We start from the raw sequence: 23,704 nt of genomic DNA on the forward strand, positions 1-23,704 counted from the left end.
CGTCCGGTAACGGGTCGATTCAGATTCTACTACCTAGAGAGGGCGTGGATGAGTAATGGGGTGCTGGGGTAATGGAGTATTGAGAAATGGAAGATCTGATGTTTCTCTTTGTTCTTCGCTCTTTATTCTTCCTTTTTCTCTTTTCCCTCTTCGTTCTTCTCTCTTCCTATTCTTTACACTCCTCCCGACATTTCGGTACAATAGCAGACTGGACTATTTGGGAAGGCTCATGGCGAAACGGATTCAGTTGGTTCTTAATCAAGATGTAAGCAAACTGGGCAAGGCGGGCGATCTGGTAGAGGTGGCTCCTGGCTATGCCCGCAATTACCTGCTGCCGCAAGGATTGGCCGTGCATACGACCCCCGGCATTTTGAAGCAGGTGGAGCGGCGGCGCGAATTGGAGCGTCAGCGCCTGATCGAGCTAAAGAAAGAGGCGGATGTGATCAAAGCCAAGCTAGAGAAGCTGTCTGGCCTGACGATCGCCAAGCAGGTCGGAGAAAAGGACGCAATTTTCGGCTCGGTGACGGATCGGGAAGTGGCAGAGGTACTGCAAGCGGCGATCGGTCAAGAAGTGGATCGGCGCGGCATTACGGTGCCCGAAGTCCGCAAGCTGGGCACCTACAAGGTAGATATCAAGCTGCATCCTGAAGTGACCGCCACAGTAGACATTGAGGTGGTGCCTGCGGACGCAGAGGCGTAAAGATTTGGATAAGTCATTGGACAGTACATGAGTACTCTGCGAGAATAGTCGCAGAGTATTTTTTTGATTTTTTATTTTTTGATCCTTTTCCTGTGAATTCTCTGCCCGGGGCGCTGCGGCGAAGCATTCGCTAGATTGGCGAAGATCGCCGCCGGGAACCAACCCAATCAACCCCAAATCTAGCCCCGAATCTAACCCCAAATCTAGCCCGTTTTTTGGCGATCGCCCCCTTGCCGACTCTATCTATAGGGGTACAATAGCGATCACCTCCTGCACCACCTCCTACGGGTAGGATTTCAAGGGATTACTCCAAACTCGTTTCTGCAACCCTGTTCTCGTCGCTCTGCTTGCTGCCCTGCTCCTGCCGCCCTGCCCTATGGTTCAAGAACTGAACTTTCAAGCCTACAGCGATCGCCTCCCCCCGCAAAACATTGACGCAGAAGAAGCCATTCTAGGCGGCATCCTGCTCGACCCGGAGGCGCTGGGCCGCGTCGCGGAGTTGCTGCGCCCCGAAGCCTTCTACATTTCCGCCCACCAGGAAATCTATCGCGCCGCGCTGGCGCTCCAGAGCGAAGGACGACCCACTGACCTGATGAGCGTCACCAGCTACCTCAACGACCACAACAAGCTCGACAAAATCGGCGGGCAGAGCCGCATTGCCCAACTGGTGGAGCGCACCGTCAGCGCTGTCAACATCGACCAATACGCCCACCTCGTAACGGACAAATACCTGCGCCGCCGGATGATTCAGGCTGGCAACGAGGTCGCCTATCTGGGCTACGAAACCAGCACCCCCCTGGAGCAGGTGCTAGACCAGGCGGAGCAAAAGATTTTCAACATTACGCAATCCCGCCCCAACCAGAGCCTCACAGCCACCTCCGATATCCTCACGGCGACCTTTTCCGACATCGAAAGTCGCTCCCTAGGGCTGGTGCTGCCGGGGATTTCCTGCGGCTTCTATGACCTGGATGCGATGACCCAGGGCTTTCAGCGGTCAGACCTGATCATCGCTGCGGGACGGCCGGCCATGGGCAAAACCAGCTTTTGTCTCAACATTGCCCGCAACATTGCTGCCTTTCACAAGCTGCCCGTTGCCATTTTTAGCCTGGAAATGTCGAAGGAGCAGTTGGTTTATCGCCTGCTGTCGAGCGAAGCGCAGATCGAGAGCGGACGGCTGCGGGCAGGGCGGGTCAGCCAGGATGAATGGGAGCCACTGGGCTACGCGATTAGTGCCCTCTCCCAGATGCCGATTTTCATCGACGACACGCCCGATATTTCCGTCACCGAGATGCGCTCGAAGGTGCGGCGGCTCCAGGCAGAACAGGGCGGGGCGCTGGGGCTAGTGCTAATCGACTATCTGCAACTGATGGAGGGCAGCGGCAGCGAAAACCGCGTGCAGGAACTCTCTCGCGTGACGCGGGCGCTGAAGGGTTTGGCGCGGGAATTGAGCGTGCCCGTGATCGCGCTGTCACAGTTGAGTCGGGGAGTGGAATCGCGCACCAACAAGCGCCCGATGATGAGCGATTTGCGGGAATGCGTAACGGGCGAAACGCTGGTGTGGCTGGCGGATGGTCGCCGCATCCCGATCCGGGAGTTGGTCGGTCAAACCCCAGAGGTGATTAGTCTCGGTGACCGGGGTCGCCTAGTGGCTGCTAAGGCAGATTTAGTCTGGGAAGTTGGGGTTAAGCCCGTCTTCAAACTGACGACTGCAACGGGTAGAACGATTAGAGCAACTGGTAAGCACAGGCTTTACACATTTGATGGCTGGCAACCGCTTCAGGATTTGCGGGTGGGCGATCGCCTCGCACTTGCAAACCATATGCCTCGTCTGACTCAAGCGGCGATCGCCTGGCCAGATCTCCAGGTGGTCTTACTGGCCCATTTGATTGGAGACGGTAGCTACGTTTCCCATCAGCCCTTGCGCTACACAACAGGCTCAGAAGAAAACTCAGCAATTGTAAAAGCTGCCGCTGAATCGTTTGGCTGTCAGGTCAATCGCCATCCAGGGCGGGGAAATTGGCATCAGCTTGTCATTTCAGGCAATGGCAATCACTGGCATCCAGAGGGGGTGGGGCAGTGGCTAAAAGCCTTAGGAATTTTTGGGCAGCGCTCAGCAAGCAAGCGGATTCCTCAGGCGATTTTTCAACTTCCTGATGAGCAAATTGCGCTGTTTTTGCGCCATCTCTGGGCAACTGATGGCTGCATCAGCAGTTCTTTAAGTCCTGATGGACGTAAGTACAAGGCCACCATTTTCTTTGCAACGGTAAGCGAAGGGTTGGCCCGAGACGTAGCGGCTCTTCTGCTGCGGCTAGGAATTTTTAGCCAAATCCGTTGGACAAAATCCAATTGCTATAACGTCCAGATTTACGGTAAAACTCAACAACTCAAGTTTCTAGAAACTGTAGGCGCGTTTGGGCCTAGGGTCGAACCTGCGGCCGTGGTGATGCGAGAACTGGCGCATCGAGGCAAAGCGAATCCCAACAGAGATACGCTGCCAGCACAGGTTTTTGAACAGATTAAGCAAGACATGAAAGATCAGGGTATTTCTCAACGCCAGATGGCATCCCTGAGAGGAACATCCTATGGTGGCTCCGCGCACTTCAAGTTTTCCCCCACTCGCGATGTGGTTTTAAGCTATGCCGACATTTTGAACAACACGGCGCTCAAGGAAATTGCAACTGCCGATTTATTTTGGGATGCGATAACGTCTATTGAGCCAGATGGAGAGGAGATGGTTTACGATCTGACCGTTCCTGGCCCTGCTTCTTGGATGGCAGATGGGTTGGTCTCTCATAATTCTGGCGCAATTGAGCAGGATGCTGACCTGATCATCATGCTCTATCGCGACGAATACTATAATCCCGACACCCCCGATCGCGGCATTTCCGAAATTATCATCACCAAGCATCGTAACGGCCCGGTGGGCACAGTGAAACTGCTGTTTGAGCCACAGTTTACCCGCTTCCGCAACCTGGCCGCGCCGGGGCGGGGTTAGGCTTGGGGATTTTGGGCAGCGGGGTCAGGGGTTAGAAATTTGCGGTTATCGTGAAGACTCTGATTATGCACGTTATGCAGGTGTCTTTTGCGATGCCGTTTGCCGCCTGCGCTGTCTGGATCTCTCCCCCTAATTTCTCATGAACCCGTTTGGACAATCTCTGCTGGATAGCCTGGGCGATCGCCTCCTGGAGTCCCTCAGTACGCCGCTACAAACCTGGCTGGCCGCCCACCCGATCGCGCAATGGCTGGTGATGCATCCCCTCTGGGCTTTGGGGATGATAGTAGGGGCGATCGCGCTGCTGGTGGGTCTCTTCGGCGCAATTGGGCGGCTCACGGAAAACCTCTGGTTGCGGCTATTTCAGGTGCCGCTATGGCTATTTGCGTCCATTTTTGGCGGCGGATTCCAGCTTGCAAAGCGCCTGTCACAATCCTCGACCCGACACCCCCACAAAACTGACTCAGACAACCCCACCCAGCGGCTTGACCAGATTCTCGCCCGGCTGACGGAACTGCGCCGCGAAGAGGAGCAATTGCTGGTGGAACTGAAAACCCTGGTTGCGGAAGCTGGCTCAGAAGCAAACCACGTCTAGGCGTTTGTCCCTGTCAGATCTTTGTCCCTGTCAGGGTCGCACGACAGTCGCACTACAATGGCCTCAACCGTCCGCTTTCCGCCGAACCCCACGAGAACCCCATGAGAACCCCATGAGAACCCTATGACGACGCTCCGCATTCACGCTGAACTGACACCGCTAACCGTGGAGTTGCCTGCTCAGATGTCGCTAAGTCTGGAGCAGTTTCACGAGCTATGCCGTGCTAACCCCGACTTGCGAATCGAGCGCAGCGCCACCGGAGTCGTAATGATTATGCCCCCTACCTTTTCTGATAGTGGAAACCGAAACGCCAAAATTAGCCAGCAGCTTTGCAACTGGAATGACGAGACAGAATTGGGAGAATGCTTTGATTCCAGCACGGGGTTTACGCTGCCCAATGGGGCTATTCGATCGCCCGATGCGGCGTGGATTCGGCTGGAGCGCTGGAACGCGCTGAGGGATGAACAACAGGCCTCCTTTGCTCCGATTTGCCCTGATTTTGTGGTGGAGTTGCGGTCTGCGAGCGATCGCCTCAACCTGCTGCAAGACAAGATGCAGGAGTATCTCGACAACGGCGCAAGCCTGGGCTGGCTGATCGATCGCCCTGGCCGCACGGTGTATGTGTATCAGCGCGATCGCCCGGTACAGGTCTTGGAAAATCCAGAAACGCTCAGGGGTGACCCTGTGCTGCCGGGGTTTGTGCTGCGTCTCGAAAAGATTTGGTGACGGGCAAGCGCCACGGCTGCATCTTTCTCGCACCTTTCTCAGGGCGGCTCTCTGAGCGTTGCTCCAACCTTCTAGGCAGAGCGAACCACAATGCTTAAAAAATGCTTAAGATTATGGAGAGCTTTACACGAATTCATGACCGACTGTAACGGATGAGTGTTGGCCAGGTTCATCGCGCTCCTATCACCGCGCTCTATCACAAGGTCACTCATGCTGCGTTTAGAACACATCAGCAAAATCTATCCTACGGGCGAAGTTCTGAAGGATATCAACTGGGAGGTGAAACCGGGCGATCGCGTCGGTTTGGTAGGGGTCAACGGCGCGGGCAAATCGACCCAGCTCAAGATCATCGCGGGCGAAATGGAGCCAACGACGGGGGAAATTATCCGCCCTGCTAGTCTGCACATAGCCTACCTGACGCAAGAATTTGAGGTCGATCCCAGCCGCACGGTGCGCGACGAGTTTTGGCGGGCCTTTGCCGAAGTGAACCAGATTCACGAGGGGCTGGCCAATGTGCAGCACCAGATGCAGACCGCCTCGCCAGAGGAACTGGACAACCTGATTCATCAGCTTGATCGGCTCCAGCGCAAGTTTGAAGCGATGGACGGCTATGGGCTAGAGGCCAAGATTGAAAAAATCCTGCCGGAAATGGGGTTCGCAGCCGAAGATGGCGATCGCCCCGTCAGCGCCTTCAGCGGCGGCTGGCAGATGCGGATGAGCTTGGGCAAAATCTTGCTGCAATCGCCCGATTTGCTTCTGCTGGACGAACCGACCAACCACCTCGACCTGGAAACCATCGAGTGGCTGGAAACCTACCTCAAGGGGCTGACCACGCCGATGGTGATTGTCTCCCACGACCGGGAGTTTCTCGATCGCCTTTGCACGCAGATTGTCGAAACCGAGCGCGGCGTGTCCACCACCTACCTGGGCAACTACACGGCCTATCTCCAGCAAAAGGAAGAAGCCCAACTGGCGCAGCTTTCTGCCTACGAGCGGCAGCAGAAAGAACTGGAGAAGCAGCAGGCCTTCGTCGATCGGTTTCGCGCCAGCGCCACCCGCAGCACCCAGGCCAAGAGCCGCGAAAAACAGCTTGAAAAAATCGAGCGGATCGAAGCGCCGACGGGCAGCGTGCGGACGCTCCAGTTTCGCTTCCCCCCTGCACCCCGCAGCGGCCGCGAAGTGGTGATGATTCAAGACCTGACCCACACCTACGAAGACAAGATTCTGTTTTTGGGGGCAAATCTGCTGATCGAGCGGGGCGATCGCATCGCGTTTCTCGGCCCCAACGGCTGCGGCAAGTCCACACTGCTGCGGCTGATCATGGGCATGGAGCAGCCCACGGATGGCAAAGTGGCCCTCGGCGACCACAACGTGATCCCCGGCTATTTTGAGCAAAATCAGGCGGAGGCGTTGGATCTCAGCAAAACCGTGATGGACACGATCCACGACGAAGTGCCTGACTGGAGCAACGAGGAAGTGCGGACGCTGCTGGGGCGTTTTCTGTTTAGCCAGGACATGGTGTTCAAAAAAGTAGAAGCCCTCAGCGGCGGCGAAAAGGCGCGGCTGGCCCTGGCCAAAATGCTGTTGCGCCCGGTGAACTTGATGATTTTGGACGAGCCGACCAACCACCTCGACATTCCCGCCAAGGAAATGCTGGAGGAGGCGATTCAAAACTACGACGGCACGCTGATTGTGGTGTCCCACGATCGCTACTTTATTTCTCAGGTGGCCACCAAAATTGTCGAGGTGCGCGACGGAGAATTGCGGCTCTATCGTGGCGATTATCACTATTACCTAGAAAAAGTCGCGGAGGAGCGAGAACGAGCTAGGTTGGAGGCGATCGCCGCCGAAAAAGCTGCCAAAGCCGCCGCCAAGCGCGACAAGCAGAAACAGAAAATGAAAGCCAAAAAAGAATCGTCTTAGACGGGCGATCGCCACCGTAAAGGTGCGAGTCGTGAGGTTGCGTTCCGCCTAAATGAATTAGAGGGCATCAGCACAGGGATCAGAGATTAACATGACGCAATTCAAGAATCTGGTCGAACTGGGGATCGCAATCCGTAGCGAACCGACCGTTAATTGCTACAGTTGATTGCCAGTGATTGCTAATGATTGCTAATGATTGCTAATTGGTTGAATAACAGTTTCTTGTGCTTGAAGCGCAATGGTTTTGTGGCGGGAAATCCAAGTCAGCTTGCTCCTGAGAATCTCCAGGACAAAACCGAGATCGATAGTGTCGCTTTATCGGTTTAGCTAGTTTTGTAATGCCCCATACACGCGGAGAAACGTGAGGGTTCACAGCCGGTTTCTTAACCAGTCCTTAAGTCGATTTAGGGGCTGATACCCTAGATTCAGAGAGCATGTCAGCCTTTCAAAACTTGAGCATTGCAGTATTTTCTGGATGTGCTGAGAATTGAGAACCCCGTCTCAACTGGCAGCAAGACAGGATAGAGTCATCTGTAATCCGCTTGGGTGAAATTACTCAGGAAAACTACTCAATTCCTTACATAAGCTCCATAAAAATCTTTTTCCTGATGGAGTTAGGTGATTTTTAAGAATTGGGTGATATTATTGCTGGAAAATTTGCATTACTCATGTAAGTATTTACATACCCAATTGTTTTAAGCGCTGAATTCTGTTCCCAACTGTTCCTAATCTACTGTTCCTAATCTGTTGTCATTCAGGCGATTCTCATGGCACAAGCGCCAATCTCTCCAGTGGTACTGGTCATTCTAGATGGGTGGGGCTATCGTCCCAGCGATGACGGCAATGCGATCGCCGCCGCCCAAACGCCCGTGATGGATAGCCTCTGGGCAGCCTATCCCCATACCCTGCTGCAAGCCTCTGGCAAGAGCGTAGGGCTGCCCGAAGGGCAAATGGGCAACTCCGAAGTCGGGCACCTAAACATTGGCGCGGGGCGCGTCGTTCCCCAGGAACTCGTCCGCATCAGCGACGCGGTTGAAGACGGCACAATTCTCAGCAACTCTGCCCTGCTCAAGGCCTGCGAAGCCGTGCGCCAGAGCGGTGGCAAGCTGCATCTAGTGGGTCTATGTTCCGACGGTGGCGTGCATTCTCACCTCAGCCATCTGTCGGGGCTGCTGGAACTGGCTAAGGAACAAAATATCTCGGACGTGTGCATTCATGTCATCACCGACGGGCGAGACACCAAGCCCACGGATGGACTCGCAGCCCTGGAAACGATCCAGCGCTATATTGACGAAATTGGGGTAGGGCGGATTGTCACCCTCAGCGGGCGCTACTACAGCATGGATCGCGATCGCCGCTGGGAGCGCACCCAAGCCGCCTATGACCTGATGACCCAAGACGGCGAGGGCGACGGTCGTACAGCGCTGGAAGTGCTGCAAGCCTCCTACGCCGAAAACGTGACGGATGAGTTTGTTAAGCCGACGCGGATTGCGCCCGGAGCCGTCAGCGAGGGCGATGGGGTCATCTTCTACAACTTCCGTCCCGACCGGGCGCGTCAACTGACTCAGGTCTTTGTTGATCCCAACTTCAGCGGGTTCGAGCGGACGCAAATTCCCAACCTGACGTTTGTCACCTTCACCCAATACGACCCCGCTTTCCCGGTGCTGGTCGCCTTCTTGCCGCAAGATTTCAACAACATTCTGGGTGAAGTGATTTCTCGCAATGGGTTGCGCCAGTTTCGCACCTCAGAAACCGAGAAATACGCCCACGTCACCTACTTCTTTAACGGCGGCATCGAGGAACCCTTTGAGGGCGAAGACCGGGCGATGGTGCCCAGCCCCCAAGTGCCCACCTACGACAGTGCGCCTACCATGTCGGCCGAAGCCGTGACCGATGGGGCGATCGCCGCCATTGAAAAGGGCATCTATGGGTTGATCGTCATTAACTACGCCAACCCCGACATGGTGGGGCACACGGGCAAAATGGAGGCTGCGATTCAGGCGGTCGAGACGGTCGATTGCTGTGTGGGGCGGCTGCTGGAAGCCATTGGCAGAGCAGGCGGCACTGCGCTGATCACCGCCGATCATGGCAACGCCGAAGTCATGCTGGACGAAGAGGGGCAGCCCTGGACGGCCCACACGACCAATCCAGTGCCCTTCATTCTGGTCGAGGGTGAAAAGCGGAAGATTCCTGGCCACGGTACCGATGTCGTGCTGCGCGATGGTGGCATCCTGGCAGACATTGCGCCGACTATTCTGGAAATTTTGCGGATTCCCCAGCCTGTGGAAATGACAGGTCAGTCGCTGATCGAACCCGTCGGCTTTGACGTGCGCCAGAACCGGACTCCGGTGCGCGTTTCCCTGTAGAGGACGTAGGGGTGGAGTGGGGAGGGTGCGGCTTGGGCGATCGCCCCTATGGCCCTCCTGTCGCACTGCCCCTATCGAACTGCCCCTAGCGCATGACTCAGAGGCAGACCGTTCTCACAGCGCTAAACTCTCGATAGAATAGAGCTTGACCGATTTTTTGGTCGAGTTTTTAAAGTCGGGCAAGCTCCAGTTCCGCAGCACTCTGGCGACTGGAATTTCGCTCCAACTGCTGATCCCTAACCTTTAACCCCTCATGACCCTCGTTTCTATTGTTCAAATCATTTGGGCGATTTCTGCCGTTGGACTGATTGTGCTGGTGCTGCTGCATAGCCCCAAGGGCGATGGGCTGGGCGGGCTGGGCGGACAGGCGCAACTGTTTACCAGCACCAAGAGCGCGGAAACCACGCTGAACCGAGTCACCTGGACGCTGACGGTCTTGTTTATTGGGCTGACGATTGTGCTGAGCGCCAAGTGGCTGGCGTAGGGATTGTCAGCGGCAGAGTCAGCCTCAGAGCTAGGTTCAGAGCTAGACCTGGCAACCGTAAAGGGCGCTTGTAAGGGGCGGTGACTGTAGGGCGATCGCCCTATTTTTCAGGGGTCGTGTCGTAGGTCAGTTGGTCGGAGACATACCGCTGCGGTTCGACGTGAATTGTCGTTCGCACCGGGCTAAACGCATCTTCCAGTGCCGCTTCGACGGCTTCAGTAATGTCGTGGGCCGTGTCTACATCCTCGGCATTCACCACCAGGTGCATTTCGATAAACACCTGCCGCCCGACGACCCCCCGCGAGGCGATGCTGTGGCAGTTCACCACGCCCGGAACCTGGGTGACAATGGCGTGAATCTTTTCGGGGGCGATCGCCATTTCATCCACTAGCCAGGGCAAGTTTTCCTTCAAGACCTGCCAACCACTCCAAAAGACCAGCAGCGCCACCGGAAACGCCAGCGCCACATCTAGCCACTGCACCCCCAACACCCACACACCCAACAGTCCAGCCATCACCGTAATCGTCACCCAGACATCGCTCATGGTGTGGCGGGCATCGGCCAGCAGGATGGGGCTGCCAATGCGCTCTCCGACCCGTCGTTCATAAAATGTGACAAAAATGTTGATGCCCAGCACCAGCAGCAAGAGCCACAACTCCCAGCCTTCCAAGATCAGCGGTTCGCCGCCGCCCAAGATGCGAGTAATGGCCCCCTGCAAAATTTCAAAACAGGCAATTCCCAAAAATGCGCTGATCCCCAAGGCCCCCACCGCTTCAAACTTTTGATGGCCGTAGGGATGACTGCGGTCGGGATAGGGAGACGAGAATCGACTGGCGACCAGCCCCAGGATGTTGTTGGCGGAGTCGGTGACGCTGTGTAGCGCATCGGCCAGCAGGCTGAGGGAACCCGTCAAAAATCCCACAGTCGCCTTTAGCGCCATCACTAGCAGATTCAGTCCCAGCGTGATCAGCAGGACGCGGCGCACGGTGGCGCGATGGTCTTGGCGAGTCATAGGCGGTACGGTAGGCAGAAATTACGCAGAAATTACGCAGAAATTACGCAGAGATACTAACGCGCTTCGGCGCACTTTGGACGTTGAGGCGCTTCGAGAAACGTAACGCTCTGGCAAGGGGGCGATCGCCCGCTGACCACCTGCTGATTGTTATTATGAGGGCAATCTTGTAACCAGATGAAAACTCTGACTACAAACCCAAGCCCTCTGGTTGTCAGGCTTTGCGCTGAGTTGCCCTCCAACCCTCAACGGAGCAACGATTCTTGTCTTGCTGTCAGTCTTCTAAACCGGGTTACTGGACTCTCCGCACAGGGTAATTCCCTGCCAGAACGGGTTTTACTGTTTGCACCTCACCATCTGCGCCTGGTCAGTCGTACCTAGCCCGTTGCATCTAGCCCCCTCGCATCTATCCAAGGATCTTCCAATGACGAAGCAAATCATCAAGATCACCGACAGTCGTGCTGTCTTAAAGCGTCGTCCCGTCTATGTCGGTCATCTGCCGCAACATGAGCAATATAAAGTAGACGCGGGCGCTGAGTATGAAATTCAGTCCTACGCCTATGCCGACTCGGCGGGAGATTTTGACGAACACATCAAGTTTGCGCTCAAGGAAGGCAACCTCGGCGGATTCAACACCTGGTACGTCTATAATCGCTTTGCCGAAGTGCTGTCGGATGGTGAAGTGGTGTATCCCATCGAAGAGCAAACCGCCGCACAGATTTTAGAAATCACCCAAGATACGGTCATCAAGCGTCGCCCCGTGCCCGTGGAAGAACTCACTGAAGAAGAAATCTTCAAAGTTCCCAAGGGCATGACCTTTGACCTGCATTCCTACGCCTATGCCGATGCCAGCGGTAGCTTGCAAGGGCATATTCGCTTTGCCATCAACAATCCAGAGCAATATATTCGTGGCATCAGCCTTTGGCATGTATCGGATCGGCAGGCCCAGGTAAAATTTGACGATAGGGTAGTATATCCGATTCCAGCGGCGGCTCCGGCAGCAGCAATGGCGGCGGCGGTTCCGGCGGCGGCTGCACCCAAAACCTTTTCTGGAAAGGAAATCAAGCTTGTTGGAAATCGGGGCACCGTCTATTCTGACCAGCCGATTATCCCCAACGGCTCTTTTACATGGGGCGAGGCGACCCACAACTGCACGCGCCTGCCCCAAACGGCTGAGCATGTGGAGAACATGGTGAAACTGGCGACGCAGCTTGAAAAAGCCCGCCAGCAAATCGGCAAGCCCTTCCGGATTACCTCTTGGTATCGTCCAGAGCCATTCAACTCCAAAGCAGGCGGAGCGCGGCGCAGCCAGCATCTCGGCGGGGGGGCGGTGGATATCGTCGTGCAGGGCTATATGGGGGCAGATCTGGCGAAAATGCTGGTGGGCTGGTGGCCGGGTGGCTTGGGCATTTATGCGGGCAACCGACGGCATATTCTGCATCTTGATGTGGGCGTGAAACGCAAGTGGGGCTTTTGATGACGCAACTGAGATTAAATTTGGTGGAAGGGTCGGTGTCGTTTAGCTTTTCGCCAGCAGCCGCGCAGGAGCTCAAGGGGGCGATCGCCACGCTGCTAGAACACCTGAAGGCAGTTTCCGCCAGCAGCACCGGCGGCCGTCCCAGTCCCAAGCCATCTATGGAATATCAGCATACGGGTGAGGTGTTTTTAGAAATTTTCTGCAACCCTAACATCTGGCCCAGCCCCTTTGCGGCGAAGGTGCTGGTGACGGTGCGCGACGACCGCATCCGGCTGACGACCGAAGCCGAACTGACGCGCCTGCTAGAGGATGTGAACGAGTATTTGGGGATTGAGGGGTAGAGGCTGGATTTTGGGTTTTGGATTTGGGATTTTGGATTTCAGGGCCGCTGCGCTGGAGGCAATTGAGGGGCGCTGCGGTTTAGAGGTTGGGTTTTAGGGTTGGGGTTTTGGGCTTGGGGTTTTGGGCTTGGGGTTTTGGAAGCCCTACAGAGCCTTGGACAGGCCATCCAAAATCGCCCTCCGAAAGCACTAACCCAAGATCCCAAGCCAAGATCCCAAGCCAAGATCCCAAGCCAAGATCCCAAGCCAAAATCGCCAATCCAAAATCCAAAATTGATTGGTTCCGCATCCCTCGCCTCCAGACTAGAAAGCAGAAAGGGAGTCCAGCGGTCTGAACTCCCCATTTGAACTGTTGTTTGGGACGCTTGAAAGACTGGAATGCCCAGTCAGTGATCGTCGTCGGCAGCACTCGGAGCCTGCCCAATGCCCAGCGCTTTCTTAGACTGTTTGAGCTGCTTCCAGAGCGATTTAATCTCTTGGTAGGTTTCTTCGGGCGAGAGTTTGCCGTTGGTTTCCAGACCGCACAGCAGGCTGACTCGGTGGGAAAACTCTTGCAGGTTGGCGTTGAACACCAGGTTTTCGGGTTTGACCGGGCCGTAGTAGCGGCTGCGCGGCGCGAAGAAATCAGAGTAATCAGCCATGAATGCCTCCTTGAGGGCTTAACGAGTTCTTAACCTATGGTTAACCTAATTATCCCTAATTTTCAAGGCGATCGCCCACCTCTTAAGGCTTATTCAGGGATCGGGCATGTCATAGGCGCATTGCAGCAAGTCGTTTATGGCATAGGGCTTGGATAAAAACACGCCGGTCCCCGCCTCCAGCATCCCGTCTCGGTTCAACGCCGTCTCTGACCAGAAGCGTCCTGATAATTATCGAAAGATCTTTAAGCAGTCTGCACGCGACTGTTAGCTGGCTTCCTGGTCAATACAAAGTCTTTCTGTAACCATAGGACTTACGCATCTGGAGGATTGCTCGCGGACACAGCCAGCGAGAAATCTTCCAAAACCCAGAAGATTTATCGCAGGCGCGTAAGTCCTGAAATAATAGCTTGAAGAAAAAATTATGGGAATGCCCTGTGAAGTTAATAGCATCTTAAAGTTAAAGCCTTCTCAAGGCTATCCTTCTCCACTTGAGAAGGGAAAGAGATATTCCGCCCAAAAAGAGGGATATAGAATTGTTCCAATAGATGTTCCCATTCCTTTAGTGGATGAGGATTGGTTTGCTCATGCAGACATTAAAATTCACAAGCTTGTTTGGGAAAACGGAGTTACCAGTATAGATTTCGAGATTGATAGGATATACGAGTCTCCCTTTTTGACCAAAGCTTAAAAGGATGATCAGGGCGCGATGTGAAACTGAAGTTGGGGACAGAAAAGTCTAACTGAATGATTGTAGAAATGCGACCTATATAGACTGAGTGGGACTAGTATTTGTGGCTAATATTTGGGACTAGTATTTGGGACTAGTATTTGGGACTAATATTTTTATCGAAATTAGTAAAAGTGGCGATCGCGCTTTGAACCCTTGCTGGCGATCGCTTTAAGTTTCGTTGCAAATCTGAGCCTTTGGCGGGCGATCGCCCTCTTCCTGTGGTTTCTTGAAAGGGAACGAACACAGCCCTGATTTTTCTCGCAGGGTGGCAATGTTGTGATGGGTGGGCAGCAGGATGGATGGGTTTTGGCGATCGCCCCTGGGGTCTGGCAGAAGACGGCTGAACTGGCGCTGGGTTGGGCTGGCGATCGCGCTCTGTATCAGCCTTTTGGCAGTTGGACGAATGGGGCTAGCGCAGCAGCCGACCCATGTTTCGGTGCTGATTCAGGCCTTAGAGGGCACGCAATGGGCCTCGCTCATTCAGGAATTTGAGGCGCAAAATCCCGACATCAAGCTAGACGTGATCGAGGGCCCCAACGCCACCAATCTGGTCGAAGACCTCTACACCTCGTCGTTTTTGCTGGGCGACTCGCCCTACGACTTGGTGTATATGGATATCGTCTGGGTTCCCAAGTTTGCGGCGGCGGGCTGGCTGCTGGATCTGAGCGATCGCGCGGCCCAGAGCGACTTTTCGGATTTTCTGACCACCGACATCGACGGCGGCCGCTATCGCGACGGACTATACCGCATTCCCCTGCGCTCCGATGCCGGAATGCTCTACTACCGCACCGACATTCTGGAACAGCTTGGGGCAACCCCGCCCGACACGTTTGACGAACTGCTGGAAATTTCCCGCGCCGCCAAGCAGGCCGGATTGGCCGATTGGGGCTATGTCTGGCAGGGACGGCAGTATGAAGGGCTGGCTGCGATGTTTGTGGAAATCTTGGAGGGCTTCGGCGCGTTTTGGGTGAACCCGGAGACGCGGGAGGTGGGGCTGGACGCTCCAGGGGCGATCGCCGCTGCGGAATTCCTCAAGCGCACCATCGATGAGGGCATTTCGCCCCCCGGCGTGACGACTTACCAAGAAAATGAAGCCCTGCGCCTGTTCCAAAGCGGCAACACGGTCTTTATGCGAAGCTGGCCCTACGCCTGGGCCCTCAGCAATACCGAAGATTCCGTCATTCGCGGCAAATTTGGCATCAAGCCGATGGTTCATGCTCCCGGCTTCAATAGCGGCGCGTGCCAGGGCGGTTGGGGCTTTGGCATAGCCAAGACCAGTCGCCACCCCGACGAAGCGTGGCGCGTCATCGAGTTTTTCACCAGCACCGCAGCCCAGCGGCAGTTCATCCTGGAAAGCAGCTACGTCCCCACACGGCGATCGCTCTTCACCGACCCCGCCATCGTCGAAAAATTCAGCCACTATCCCGCCCTGCTGCCCGTCCTCGATGCCACCGTCCTGCGTCCTCCCATCGGGCAATACGCCCAGGCCTCCGACATCCTCCAGCGCTACCTCAGCGCCGCCATCACCGGCCGCAGTTCGCCCGCGGACGCAATGCAGGCAGCCGCAGCGGAAACCCGACGACTGTTAGGGACGTAGCTTAGGAACGTAGCTCAGAAAACCCAGAAGCCCAGAAAGGCATAGATGAGGACAATAGATTAGGACGCAAGCCACCATCCCCGTTCGCACACCCAAAATCCAAAACCCAAAACCCAAAATCCCCATGCCCCAACCCACGCTCCAACAACGCAATCGCCGCACGGGCTGGCTGCTAGTCGCTCCGGCGCTGCTGCTGCTGGCGGTGGTGTATGCCTATCCGATTTTGCGGGCGTTTTGGCTAGGGCTGTTTACCCAAAATTTGGGGACGGAGCTTCAGCCCGTGTTTTCGGGCTTCGAGAACCTGGGGCGCATGGCAACGGACGGGCGCTTCTGGCAAAGCCTGGGCAATACAACCGTGTTCACGCTGGCCTCGCTGACGCTGGAGCTAATTTTGGGCATGGGCATGGCGCTGGTGCTAAATCAGGCGTTTCGCGGGCGGGGCTGGGTGCGGACGATCGCCATTTTGCCCTGGGCGCTGCCGACGGCGCTGATTGCCCTGGGCTGGGTGTGGATTTTCAACGACCAGTATGGCGTGTGGAATGACATCTTGATGCGGCTGGGCATTTTGCGATCGGGCGTGAACTGGCTGGGGGACCCGACGCTGGCCATGCTGGCGGTGATCGCGGCGGACGTGTGGAAGACGACCTCCTTTGTGGCGATTTTGCTGCTGGCGGGGTTGCAGTCCATCCCGCAAGACCTGTACGAAGCCCATGCGATGGACGGGGCCACCCGCTGGCAGAGCTTCCGCCAGATTACGCTGCCACTGCTGATGCCGCAAATCGTGATTGCGTCGCTGTTTCGCTTTGCCCAGGCCTTTGGCATTTTTGACCTGGTGCAGGTGATGACGGGCGGTGGGCCGGCGGGCGCAACGGAAACCGTGTCCGTCTATATCTATGCCACGGTGATGCGCTATCTCGACTTTGGCTATGGCGCGGCGCTGGTGGTGGTGACGTTTTTGCTACTGGTGGCGGTGGTGGCGATCGCCACTGTCCTCCTCGCCAAAGCCCGCAGTGCCTCTGGAGAAACAGGATGACGACTCAGACGACTCAGCCGATTTCGACCGATGCTCAGCGCAGTCAGCTCTCGTGGCGACAGGTGGGAATGAGCGGGGCGATCGCCCTCATCGTGATCCTCAGCCTCGCGCCTATCCTGTGGCAGGTGTTGACCTCGATCAAGACCAACGCCGACATCTCCGCCGTGCCCAATGTCTACTTCCCCACCCGCTTTACACTCCAGCACTATGCGGAACTGTTCAGCCGCCGCCCGTTCCTCACCTATCTGCTGAACAGTCTGGTAATTGCGGTAATTTCCACCCTCCTGTGTCTGGCGATCGGCACACCCGCCGCCTACGCCCTGGCCCGGCTCAAGCTCCCCGGCGAAAATATTCTGCTGTCGCTGATCCTGATCGTCACGCTGTTTCCCTATATCCTGCTGTTTCTGGGACTGCTGGAGCTGGTGCGGGCGGTAGGTCTGGGCAACAACTACCTGGCGCTGATCATTCCCTACACTGCGATCAACCTGCCCCTGACGATTTTGGTGATGCGGAGCTTCTTTCAGCAGCTTCCCCGCGACCTAGAAGACTCCGCCAAGGTCGATGGCTACAATACGGGGCAAATGCTGACGCAAATTCTGCTGCCGCTCACCGCCCCCGCCCTCGTCACCACGGGCATTCTGGCGTTCATCTTCGCCTGGAACGAGTTCATCTTTGCGCTCACCTTCATCACCCGCGAGTCGATGAAAACCGTCCCCGTCGCCGCTGCCCAAATCGGCGGCACCAGCATCTTTGAAGTGCCTTACGGTCCCCTCGCCGCCGCCACCGTCGTCGGCACCCTGCCGCTGGTCGTGCTAGTCCTCCTGTTCCAGCGCCGCATCGTCCAGGGCCTCACCTCCGGCGCGGTGAAGGGCTAATCCAGCGATGACCTTTGATTTTGGCTCTCTGCACCCCTACCTCCCATGTCTAAACTCGAACTGCAACACCTCAACAAAACCTACAGCGCCAGCGTGGTGCCTGTGAAAGATTTGAGTCTAGCGGTGGGAGACGGCGAGTTTTTGACGCTGCTGGGGCCGTCGGGCTGCGGCAAGTCTACGATTTTGCGGATGATTGCCGGACTGGAGCAGCCGACGCGGGGCGACGTGGTGATTGGCGATCGCCCCGTCACCCATATCCCACCGGGCGATCGCAACATTGCAATGGTCTTCCAGAGCTACGCGCTCTACCCGCACCTGTCGGTATTCGACAACATTGCGTCGGGACTGAAGCTGCGGCGAGTTCCCCCAGAGGAAATTCGGCAGCGGGTCGCCTCTGCGTCTGAGGTGCTGGGGCTGGGGAATTTGCTAGACCGCAAGCCTGGTCAGCTTTCGGGGGGGCAGCGGCAGCGGGTGGCTCTGGGTCGGGCCCTCGTTCGGCAGCCAGAAGTCTTTTTGCTGGATGAGCCGCTGAGTAATCTCGATGCCCTGCTGCGCGAGCAGGTGCGGGCAGATCTGAAGCAGCTTTTTGCAGAACAGCAAGCCCCCGTCGTCTACGTCACCCACGATCAGACCGAAGCCATGACCCTTTCGACGAAGGTTGCCGTACTGAACAACGGCGAACTCCAGCAGCTCGCGCCGCCTGCGGAGATCTATCGCCACCCGGCTAATCGGTTTGTGGCAGGCTTCGTCGGCAGTCCCCAGATGAACCTGTTTGACCTGCCCTGCGAAAACGGGTTTGCCCTGCTCAATGAATTCAAAGTTCCCCTACCCGATCGCCTCAAGTCCCTTTCTGCCGTTACGCTCGGCATTCGTCCAGAGCAGGTGCGGCTGGCAAACGCCGTCGATTCAACCCTCCTTCGAGGCAGGGTATTTCTAACTGAGCATCTGGGCATGAGTAATCTGGTCAGCGTTCGCATTCCTGGCGCAAACGATCGCACGCTGCGGGCGCTGCTGCCGATGGATGCTCAGTGGAACTCAGACGAGATTACGCTAGCGCTGCCGCCGGAATCTCTGCACTGGTTTGGGGCAGAAACGGGCGATCGCCTATGACTCGCTTTCTTGTTGCTCTGGACGATCCAAACTGTCAATCCAAAATCCGAAATCCCAAAATCCAAAACCAGCCTTAACAGCCCGCATCGCCCACCACCGGAACCTCCACCGTTGCGCCGTTCCGCTCGACCTGAATTGTGCCATCGGCGATCGCCACGCTTTCGATTTCGCCTGCTGCGCCCAGCGTCACGGTGACGGTTGCGGTGATGGTTCCATCGGTGCTGCGAAACACCTGGGTCGTTTTTTGTCCATAAAAATCCTGCCCGCTGCCATCGACTCGGCGAAACTCCACCAAGTTGCCGTCAATCAGCATCCGCATCGACCCGTCTTCGATGCCGTTGAAAAAGACGTATTGCTCGCGGGATGTGCGGTCTGCCTTCCAGAGCGCCATCCCACAGCCGTAGAGGTTGTTTTCTGCAAGGGAAAACTCGCCTACGGTCGGTGCGACTTCGGGAACCACCTCACCCGCAAAACCGCATCCCGTCAGCACGAAAGCCATAAGCACCGCGAGCGGTCGTTGTTGCTTCATTGTTTTTTCTAGGCAATGTTTTGAACGACGATCATCCGAAAAATCCGGTTCCTCAGCGTCAGAGAAACCGGAAAATTTTCGTGATCTAAATTCGTGATCTAAAAATGGGGCTATTCGGCAGAAACTGCGCCTGCTTCGGCACTTTCGGGAGCAATCGCCGTTCCAGTTGAGGGCGAATCTGGCTCCTTAAAGACGATCCGCAGCAGGGCAGGCGCAATGAAGGTCGTGCCGATCACCATCACGATAATGGCAGCCTCCAGCGACTTCGACAGCACGCCCGTTGCGGAACCCACACCCACAAACACCAGACCGACCTCGCCCCGGGGCACCATGCCCACGCCAATCGCCAATCGGTTAATCCCCGGCTTGCCAAACACGCCCAACCCCGTCACCAGCTTGCCGACAAATGCAACCACCAGCAAGAAGATTGCGATAATCAGCCCTTCACGGTTCTCCGGGTTAAATGGGTTCAGCACGCTGACATCGGTACGCGCCCCCACCACCACAAAGAAAATGGGCACGAGCATATCGGCAATCGGGATAATTTGCTCTTCTAGCTCTTCCCGCTTTTCGGTTTCTGCCAGAACCAGCCCCGCCGCAAACGCACCCAAGATTCCTTCTAGCTGAATGGCTGCGCCAATGTAGGCCAGCCCGAAAGCAAAAATCAGCGAGGCAATCAGCAATTGCCCCCGCGTTTTCAGTCGATCCACCAGCGTCACAAAGAAGGGGCTGAGCAATCGTCCCAGAAAGATAGAGCCGATGAGAAACACGGCCGCGCTGACCACCAGGTAAATCACGTTGCCGATTTGGACTTCGCCCGTCTTGGCCAGACTAGCAACCACTGCCAGCACGATAATGCCCAGCACATCGTCCAACACCGCCGCGCCAATAATGATTTGACCTTCGGGCGAACTCAGCTTCTGGATTTCTGCCAGCACTTTGGCAGTGATGCCGATGCTGGTCGCCGTCAGCGCGGCTCCGGCAAAAATGGCGGGCACCGTCGGCACCCCAAACAGCAGCATGAGTCCGGCTGTACCTGCGGCAAAGGGAACCACGACCCCAATCACGGCGACAACTGCTGCCTGGGGACCAACGCGGATGAGTTCCTTCAAATCGGACTCTAGCCCAATTTCAAACAGCAGGATGATGACCCCAATCTCGGCTAGCACAGAGATAACTTCGCTCTCTGCCTGAAAAACGCCGCCTGCCGCCTCAGTGCCAACGCCGCTTGTCGCCTCAATCAGCCGCATAATCAGGGAGCCAGATTCTTGGAACCCGCTTTCGGGGAACACCAGCAGATGGAGGGCTGATACCCCGACCACCACGCCGCCAATTAGCTCTCCTAGCACCGGGGGTAGCCCCACGCGGACGCAGAGTTCGCCGCCTGCCTTGGCTGCCAGATAGACCACAATCAGGCTGACTAATACGCTACCTAGAACAAGGGTTGCTTCCTCCGGAGAAGCAGACTCGGCGACCACCGAGAAGGCATTTTGGGAAGCGGGGTTAAACCACAGGGCAGAAATGTCTAAACCGAATGGATGAAACAAAGTAGCCGGACTCAGCATTCACTTGACAAGACTCGTCCTGTTTACTTTACCGTGAGTATTCCTGCGTAAAACAGCGATCGCCCCTGGATATTCTTCAAGATCTCCAGACAATTACTGAAAAGACAAGCCTCCTAGGCTTCGATAAAAGTTGTAGAAACGGGCAATTAGTAGAACTAAACCCTGGATTTTTCCATCAACAAACATAAAGAAGTTCTATAGCAGTAGCGCTAGAAGTGGTCTGGCACATTAGCCGCAAATCGCTTTCTACCCTAGATAAACACCCGGTGCTGCAAAGACGGCATCTGTCGCCGCACTTGCGCTAGCCGAGAGGGTTCAATGGAGGCGATCGCCACGCCAGGTTTCTCTTCTACTTCTGCCAAAATCAGCCCCCACGGGTCGATAATCGCCGCGTGTCCGTGGGACTGTCGCCGCGCATTGTGTTTGCCCGTCTGGGCAGGCGCAATCACGTAGCAGGTGTTTTCGATCGCCCGCGCCTGGAGCAAAACCTGCCAATGATCTTTGCCCGTATAAGCGGTGAAGGCCGCGGGCACAAACAGCACCTCCGCCCCCATCTGCGCCAAGTGACGATAGAGTTCGGGAAAACGCACGTCATAGCAGACCGATAGCCCTAGATTGCCGAAGTCTTTGGAGGGGTAGATCGGGGGCAGTTGCGTTCCGGCCAGGACAATGCTCGATTCCTGGTAGGTGTTGCCGTCTGGCAGGTTCACGTCAAACAGATGCACCTTTTCATAGCGGGCCAGTTCGCTGCCGCTGGGGTCTACCAGCAGGGCGGTGTTGTAGACTTTGCCCGTGCCCGTGGGAACCGGGAAGCCACCCCCCAACAGCGTCACCTGATAGCGCTGGGCCATAGTTTTTAGAAATTTTTCGCTGCCTTGGGCGATCGCCTCTGCCTGGGCTAGCTTCGCGTCTTCATCGCCCAAAAATGAAAAATTCTCTGGCAGCCCAATCAGTTCCGCACCCTGACGCACCGCCAAATCGATTAAATCTTCTGCCTGAGCCAGATTTTTATCCAGATCTGGCACGCTATTCATTTGCACTGCTGCCGCTAGATAAGACCTCATGATTCCTTGCGATTGAAAACCATACTCCCATTCAGCCCAAAATATTCGTCCTTCTCATCATGGCGGGCGATCGCGCTGCGAGAGGACTTTGCGACCCGCCTACACCTGACCCAAACCTCCCCTAAAATCGACGCGCCCTCAGCAAGATAGCGATTTGCGAAGCGATCCCTGCGGGCATCGCCCAGTTTGGTGCTGCCACATGCGGAGAACGTCTCTCTTGCACACCTCACTGATTTGAGACTGACTTGAGATCGAGGCACATGGCGCATCGAAGGGTTTAGACGCGGGCGTAGTAAGTGTCGTGCCTAATTTTAGCCCTATTCTTTCCCAATTCCTTTGGGACTGATGTAGTCGAACGTGTAGTCGAAAGATTTCTTATAGCCTGCGCTTCACCATCTGCTTCACAAAAGGGTCAGCGGCTTCTACGGATGTAGCGTATCAATTTACACTCTATCAGGCGCTGAATCTTTACCAAATCTTTAAGGAAATGTTCTCGACACATAACTAAATAAATCTTCTATGAACTTCATTCATCAGCCTGTTGTCGAATGCTCTCTTATCACCATTTAATGTCTAAGCAATAGAGCCTACTCACTCTGTTTGATTGCTTCACTGGTCTTCTCGACATCGACACATCTCGCTGCCTTTCAGAACCGACTCTGGTTTTGTTCAGGGCGATCGCACTTGGAGTCGAAGTCATCAGCCGGGGTGCTAGTTTTAGGCGTGCAGTTTTTACGGCCTTTTCCCTATATCTTTGAATGTTGCGTTTGAGGGAATTTCAGCAATCTCTCGCAAGAGATTTTTTGCTGTCTACTAGGTCGCTACTTGGGTGTAAATTCTGAGTTTGCATCTGGGTTGACAGTTTCCGCACTAGCAGCAAACTGCAAGATTCAACCCTGTGTAGCAACCTTGATGAAACCCCTTCCCAGCATGTTCCCGCAATGCAGTATCTTAGTGTGCAGAACCTAATCGCAAGCTTTTTGAGCGGGCGATCGCAGGTTTAGCAACCTGGCTACAGTATTAGCCGCTGCTTCATATTAAGTTCACAGTGTGAGGTTCGTTGAAAAGCGAAAGGGTTAACAAGAGCATTACGCTCAATAACAGATTCCATGAGTCCAAGGATTTTCCTTGGTCAAGGTATCCGGGAGTTGACCCGGCAGAATTTCGCAGCCCAGCATCAACCTTCCAGCCAGCGCTTATTTTGTCTGTATCTAATTTGTCTGTATCTAGTTTGAGAGTTGTGGTGAGAAGTATTCGCTACAGCTTGGCTCAAGCAGTTTAGCCCAGCCTCTTCGGCATATTGGCATATCACACTCTTTTGATGCTTGCATTCGCTCAGTTGCCCACCCGACACAAACCTGGAAGTCATGCTAGATCTAGAATTTAACAACACCACAGCAGACCCCCTGCCGCCTGTCGGAGAATCTAGTCCCCATCTCAAAGATTCGCTGTTGGCAGACTATGGAACCAGTTTTGAGGACACCTGTTCTGTTGAAGCGATGCTGGAATCCACCCAATCGAGATGCCAGGTTAGCCAATTTTTCATACAGGCGCTTCAGAATGGTCGCAAGACGATTTTGATGACAAACCTGCTGCATACCCCGTCGAGGTCTACCGAGCCAGGTACGGTCTGGTCGCTGGGTCGCAGTTCCACCTGTGCGATCGCCCTCGATAACCCGTCCGTCTCTCGCTGCCATGCGGTGATTGGCTATCACCCCGACGAAGGGCTTTACATTTCCGACCTCAACAGCAGCAACGGCACCTGGGTTAACCGTCGTCGCGTCCTCCCAATGCAGCGCATCCCGCTCCAAGATGGCGACGTTTTGCGGCTGGGCACCTTAGATATTGAGTTCTTCGTTTCTAGCACAGCCACAGCCCCATCCGCCCTTCAGGACATTACCCGCTTCTAGTTCTAGCTTCCAGTTCCACTTCTAAATTCTGGCT

The 23,704-nt window shown here is 55.6% G+C and carries 20 protein-coding genes; 15 read left to right on the forward strand and 5 right to left on the reverse strand.

Annotation, left to right across the window (positions count from 1 at the left end; all coding sequences use genetic code 11):
- Positions 1-229 precede the first annotated feature (229 nt).
- From rplI to secG, 7 genes are all read left to right on the forward strand, one after another.
- The gene (gene rplI, locus HNI00_RS20565; protein WP_316789041.1) at positions 230-700 is read left to right on the forward strand and encodes a 50S ribosomal protein L9; all 471 of its coding nucleotides are present in this window, start codon (positions 230-232) and stop codon (positions 698-700) included.
- A gap of 376 nt (positions 701-1,076) precedes the next feature.
- Complete coding sequence (locus HNI00_RS20570) at positions 1,077-3,695, forward strand: replicative DNA helicase (protein ID WP_316789043.1); 2,619 nt, start codon at positions 1,077-1,079, stop codon at positions 3,693-3,695.
- Between the two features lie 139 nt (positions 3,696-3,834).
- Positions 3,835-4,287, forward strand: coding sequence for a hypothetical protein (locus HNI00_RS20575; protein WP_316789045.1), 453 nt, complete (start codon positions 3,835-3,837; stop codon positions 4,285-4,287).
- 123 nt (positions 4,288-4,410) lie between these two features.
- The gene (locus HNI00_RS20580; protein ID WP_316789047.1) at positions 4,411-5,013 is read left to right on the forward strand and encodes a Uma2 family endonuclease; all 603 of its coding nucleotides are present in this window, start codon (positions 4,411-4,413) and stop codon (positions 5,011-5,013) included.
- 210 nt (positions 5,014-5,223) lie between these two features.
- The gene (locus tag HNI00_RS20585) at positions 5,224-6,936 is read left to right on the forward strand and encodes an ABC-F family ATP-binding cassette domain-containing protein (protein WP_316789049.1); all 1,713 of its coding nucleotides are present in this window, start codon (positions 5,224-5,226) and stop codon (positions 6,934-6,936) included.
- 767 nt (positions 6,937-7,703) lie between these two features.
- A complete protein-coding gene (gene gpmI / locus HNI00_RS20590; RefSeq protein ID WP_316789051.1) occupies positions 7,704-9,302 on the forward strand; it encodes a 2,3-bisphosphoglycerate-independent phosphoglycerate mutase in 1,599 nt (532 codons plus the stop codon).
- A gap of 253 nt (positions 9,303-9,555) precedes the next feature.
- Positions 9,556-9,786 (forward strand): preprotein translocase subunit SecG, encoded by a 231-nt coding sequence (gene secG / locus HNI00_RS20595; RefSeq protein WP_172354524.1) that lies wholly within the window; start codon positions 9,556-9,558, stop codon positions 9,784-9,786.
- A 100-nt stretch (positions 9,787-9,886) separates the two neighbouring features.
- Here the strand turns inward: secG and cdf31 are convergent, their stop codons facing one another.
- A complete protein-coding gene (cdf31, locus tag HNI00_RS20600; RefSeq protein WP_297079497.1) occupies positions 9,887-10,798 on the reverse strand; it encodes a CDF family zinc efflux transporter Cdf31 in 912 nt (303 codons plus the stop codon).
- Positions 10,799-11,222: 424 nt separating this feature from the next.
- Here cdf31 and HNI00_RS20605 point away from each other — a divergent pair, with 424 nt between their 5' ends.
- The gene (locus HNI00_RS20605; protein ID WP_316789056.1) at positions 11,223-12,275 is read left to right on the forward strand and encodes a D-Ala-D-Ala carboxypeptidase family metallohydrolase; all 1,053 of its coding nucleotides are present in this window, start codon (positions 11,223-11,225) and stop codon (positions 12,273-12,275) included.
- A complete protein-coding gene (locus tag HNI00_RS20610; RefSeq protein WP_316789058.1) occupies positions 12,275-12,616 on the forward strand; it encodes a hypothetical protein in 342 nt (113 codons plus the stop codon). The genes HNI00_RS20605 and HNI00_RS20610 overlap by 1 nt, the downstream gene beginning before the upstream one ends.
- Positions 12,617-13,002: 386 nt before the next feature.
- Here HNI00_RS20610 and HNI00_RS20615 read toward each other — a convergent pair whose 3' ends face one another.
- On the reverse strand, positions 13,003-13,257 hold the full coding sequence (locus tag HNI00_RS20615) for a DUF7219 family protein (protein ID WP_172357414.1): 255 nt from the start codon (positions 13,255-13,257) through the stop codon (positions 13,003-13,005).
- 421 nt (positions 13,258-13,678) lie between these two features.
- Here HNI00_RS20615 and HNI00_RS20620 point away from each other — a divergent pair, with 421 nt between their 5' ends.
- The 5 genes from HNI00_RS20620 to HNI00_RS20640 all read left to right on the forward strand — a co-directional run bounded on the left by HNI00_RS20620 (position 13,679) and on the right by HNI00_RS20640 (position 18,602).
- Positions 13,679-13,945, forward strand: coding sequence for a DUF2584 family protein (locus tag HNI00_RS20620; protein WP_297078637.1), 267 nt, complete (start codon positions 13,679-13,681; stop codon positions 13,943-13,945).
- Between the two features lie 337 nt (positions 13,946-14,282).
- Complete coding sequence (locus tag HNI00_RS20625; RefSeq protein WP_316789065.1) at positions 14,283-15,584, forward strand: ABC transporter substrate-binding protein; 1,302 nt, start codon at positions 14,283-14,285, stop codon at positions 15,582-15,584.
- A gap of 124 nt (positions 15,585-15,708) precedes the next feature.
- Positions 15,709-16,617 carry a carbohydrate ABC transporter permease gene (locus tag HNI00_RS20630; RefSeq protein ID WP_316789066.1) on the forward strand — a complete coding sequence of 303 codons (909 nt, stop codon included), beginning with the start codon at positions 15,709-15,711 and terminating at the stop codon, positions 16,615-16,617.
- Between the two features lie 68 nt (positions 16,618-16,685).
- On the forward strand, positions 16,686-17,492 hold the full coding sequence (locus HNI00_RS20635) for a carbohydrate ABC transporter permease (RefSeq protein WP_420156407.1): 807 nt from the start codon (positions 16,686-16,688) through the stop codon (positions 17,490-17,492).
- A 45-nt stretch (positions 17,493-17,537) separates the two neighbouring features.
- A complete protein-coding gene (locus tag HNI00_RS20640; RefSeq protein WP_316789071.1) occupies positions 17,538-18,602 on the forward strand; it encodes an ABC transporter ATP-binding protein in 1,065 nt (354 codons plus the stop codon).
- Positions 18,603-18,675: 73 nt separating this feature from the next.
- Here the strand turns inward: HNI00_RS20640 and HNI00_RS20645 are convergent, their stop codons facing one another.
- The 3 genes from HNI00_RS20645 to HNI00_RS20655 all read right to left on the reverse strand — a co-directional run bounded on the left by HNI00_RS20645 (position 18,676) and on the right by HNI00_RS20655 (position 21,760).
- The gene (locus tag HNI00_RS20645; RefSeq protein ID WP_316789073.1) at positions 18,676-19,131 is read right to left on the reverse strand and encodes a hypothetical protein; all 456 of its coding nucleotides are present in this window, start codon (positions 19,129-19,131) and stop codon (positions 18,676-18,678) included.
- A 110-nt stretch (positions 19,132-19,241) separates the two neighbouring features.
- Complete coding sequence (locus HNI00_RS20650) at positions 19,242-20,696, reverse strand: cation:proton antiporter (RefSeq protein ID WP_420156232.1); 1,455 nt, start codon at positions 20,694-20,696, stop codon at positions 19,242-19,244.
- A 251-nt stretch (positions 20,697-20,947) separates the two neighbouring features.
- Positions 20,948-21,760, reverse strand: a complete 813-nt coding sequence (locus tag HNI00_RS20655) for a carbon-nitrogen hydrolase family protein (RefSeq protein ID WP_172357430.1) — start codon at positions 21,758-21,760, stop codon at positions 20,948-20,950.
- Positions 21,761-23,127: 1,367 nt separating this feature from the next.
- Between HNI00_RS20655 and HNI00_RS20660 the strand changes: the two genes are divergently transcribed.
- Positions 23,128-23,670, forward strand: a complete 543-nt coding sequence (locus tag HNI00_RS20660) for an FHA domain-containing protein (protein ID WP_316789078.1) — start codon at positions 23,128-23,130, stop codon at positions 23,668-23,670.
- Positions 23,671-23,704: the final 34 nt, after the last annotated feature.

The organism is Thermoleptolyngbya oregonensis NK1-22 (genome assembly GCF_032705245.1).
Taxonomy (GTDB): domain Bacteria; phylum Cyanobacteriota; class Cyanobacteriia; order Elainellales; family Elainellaceae; genus Thermoleptolyngbya; species Thermoleptolyngbya sichuanensis.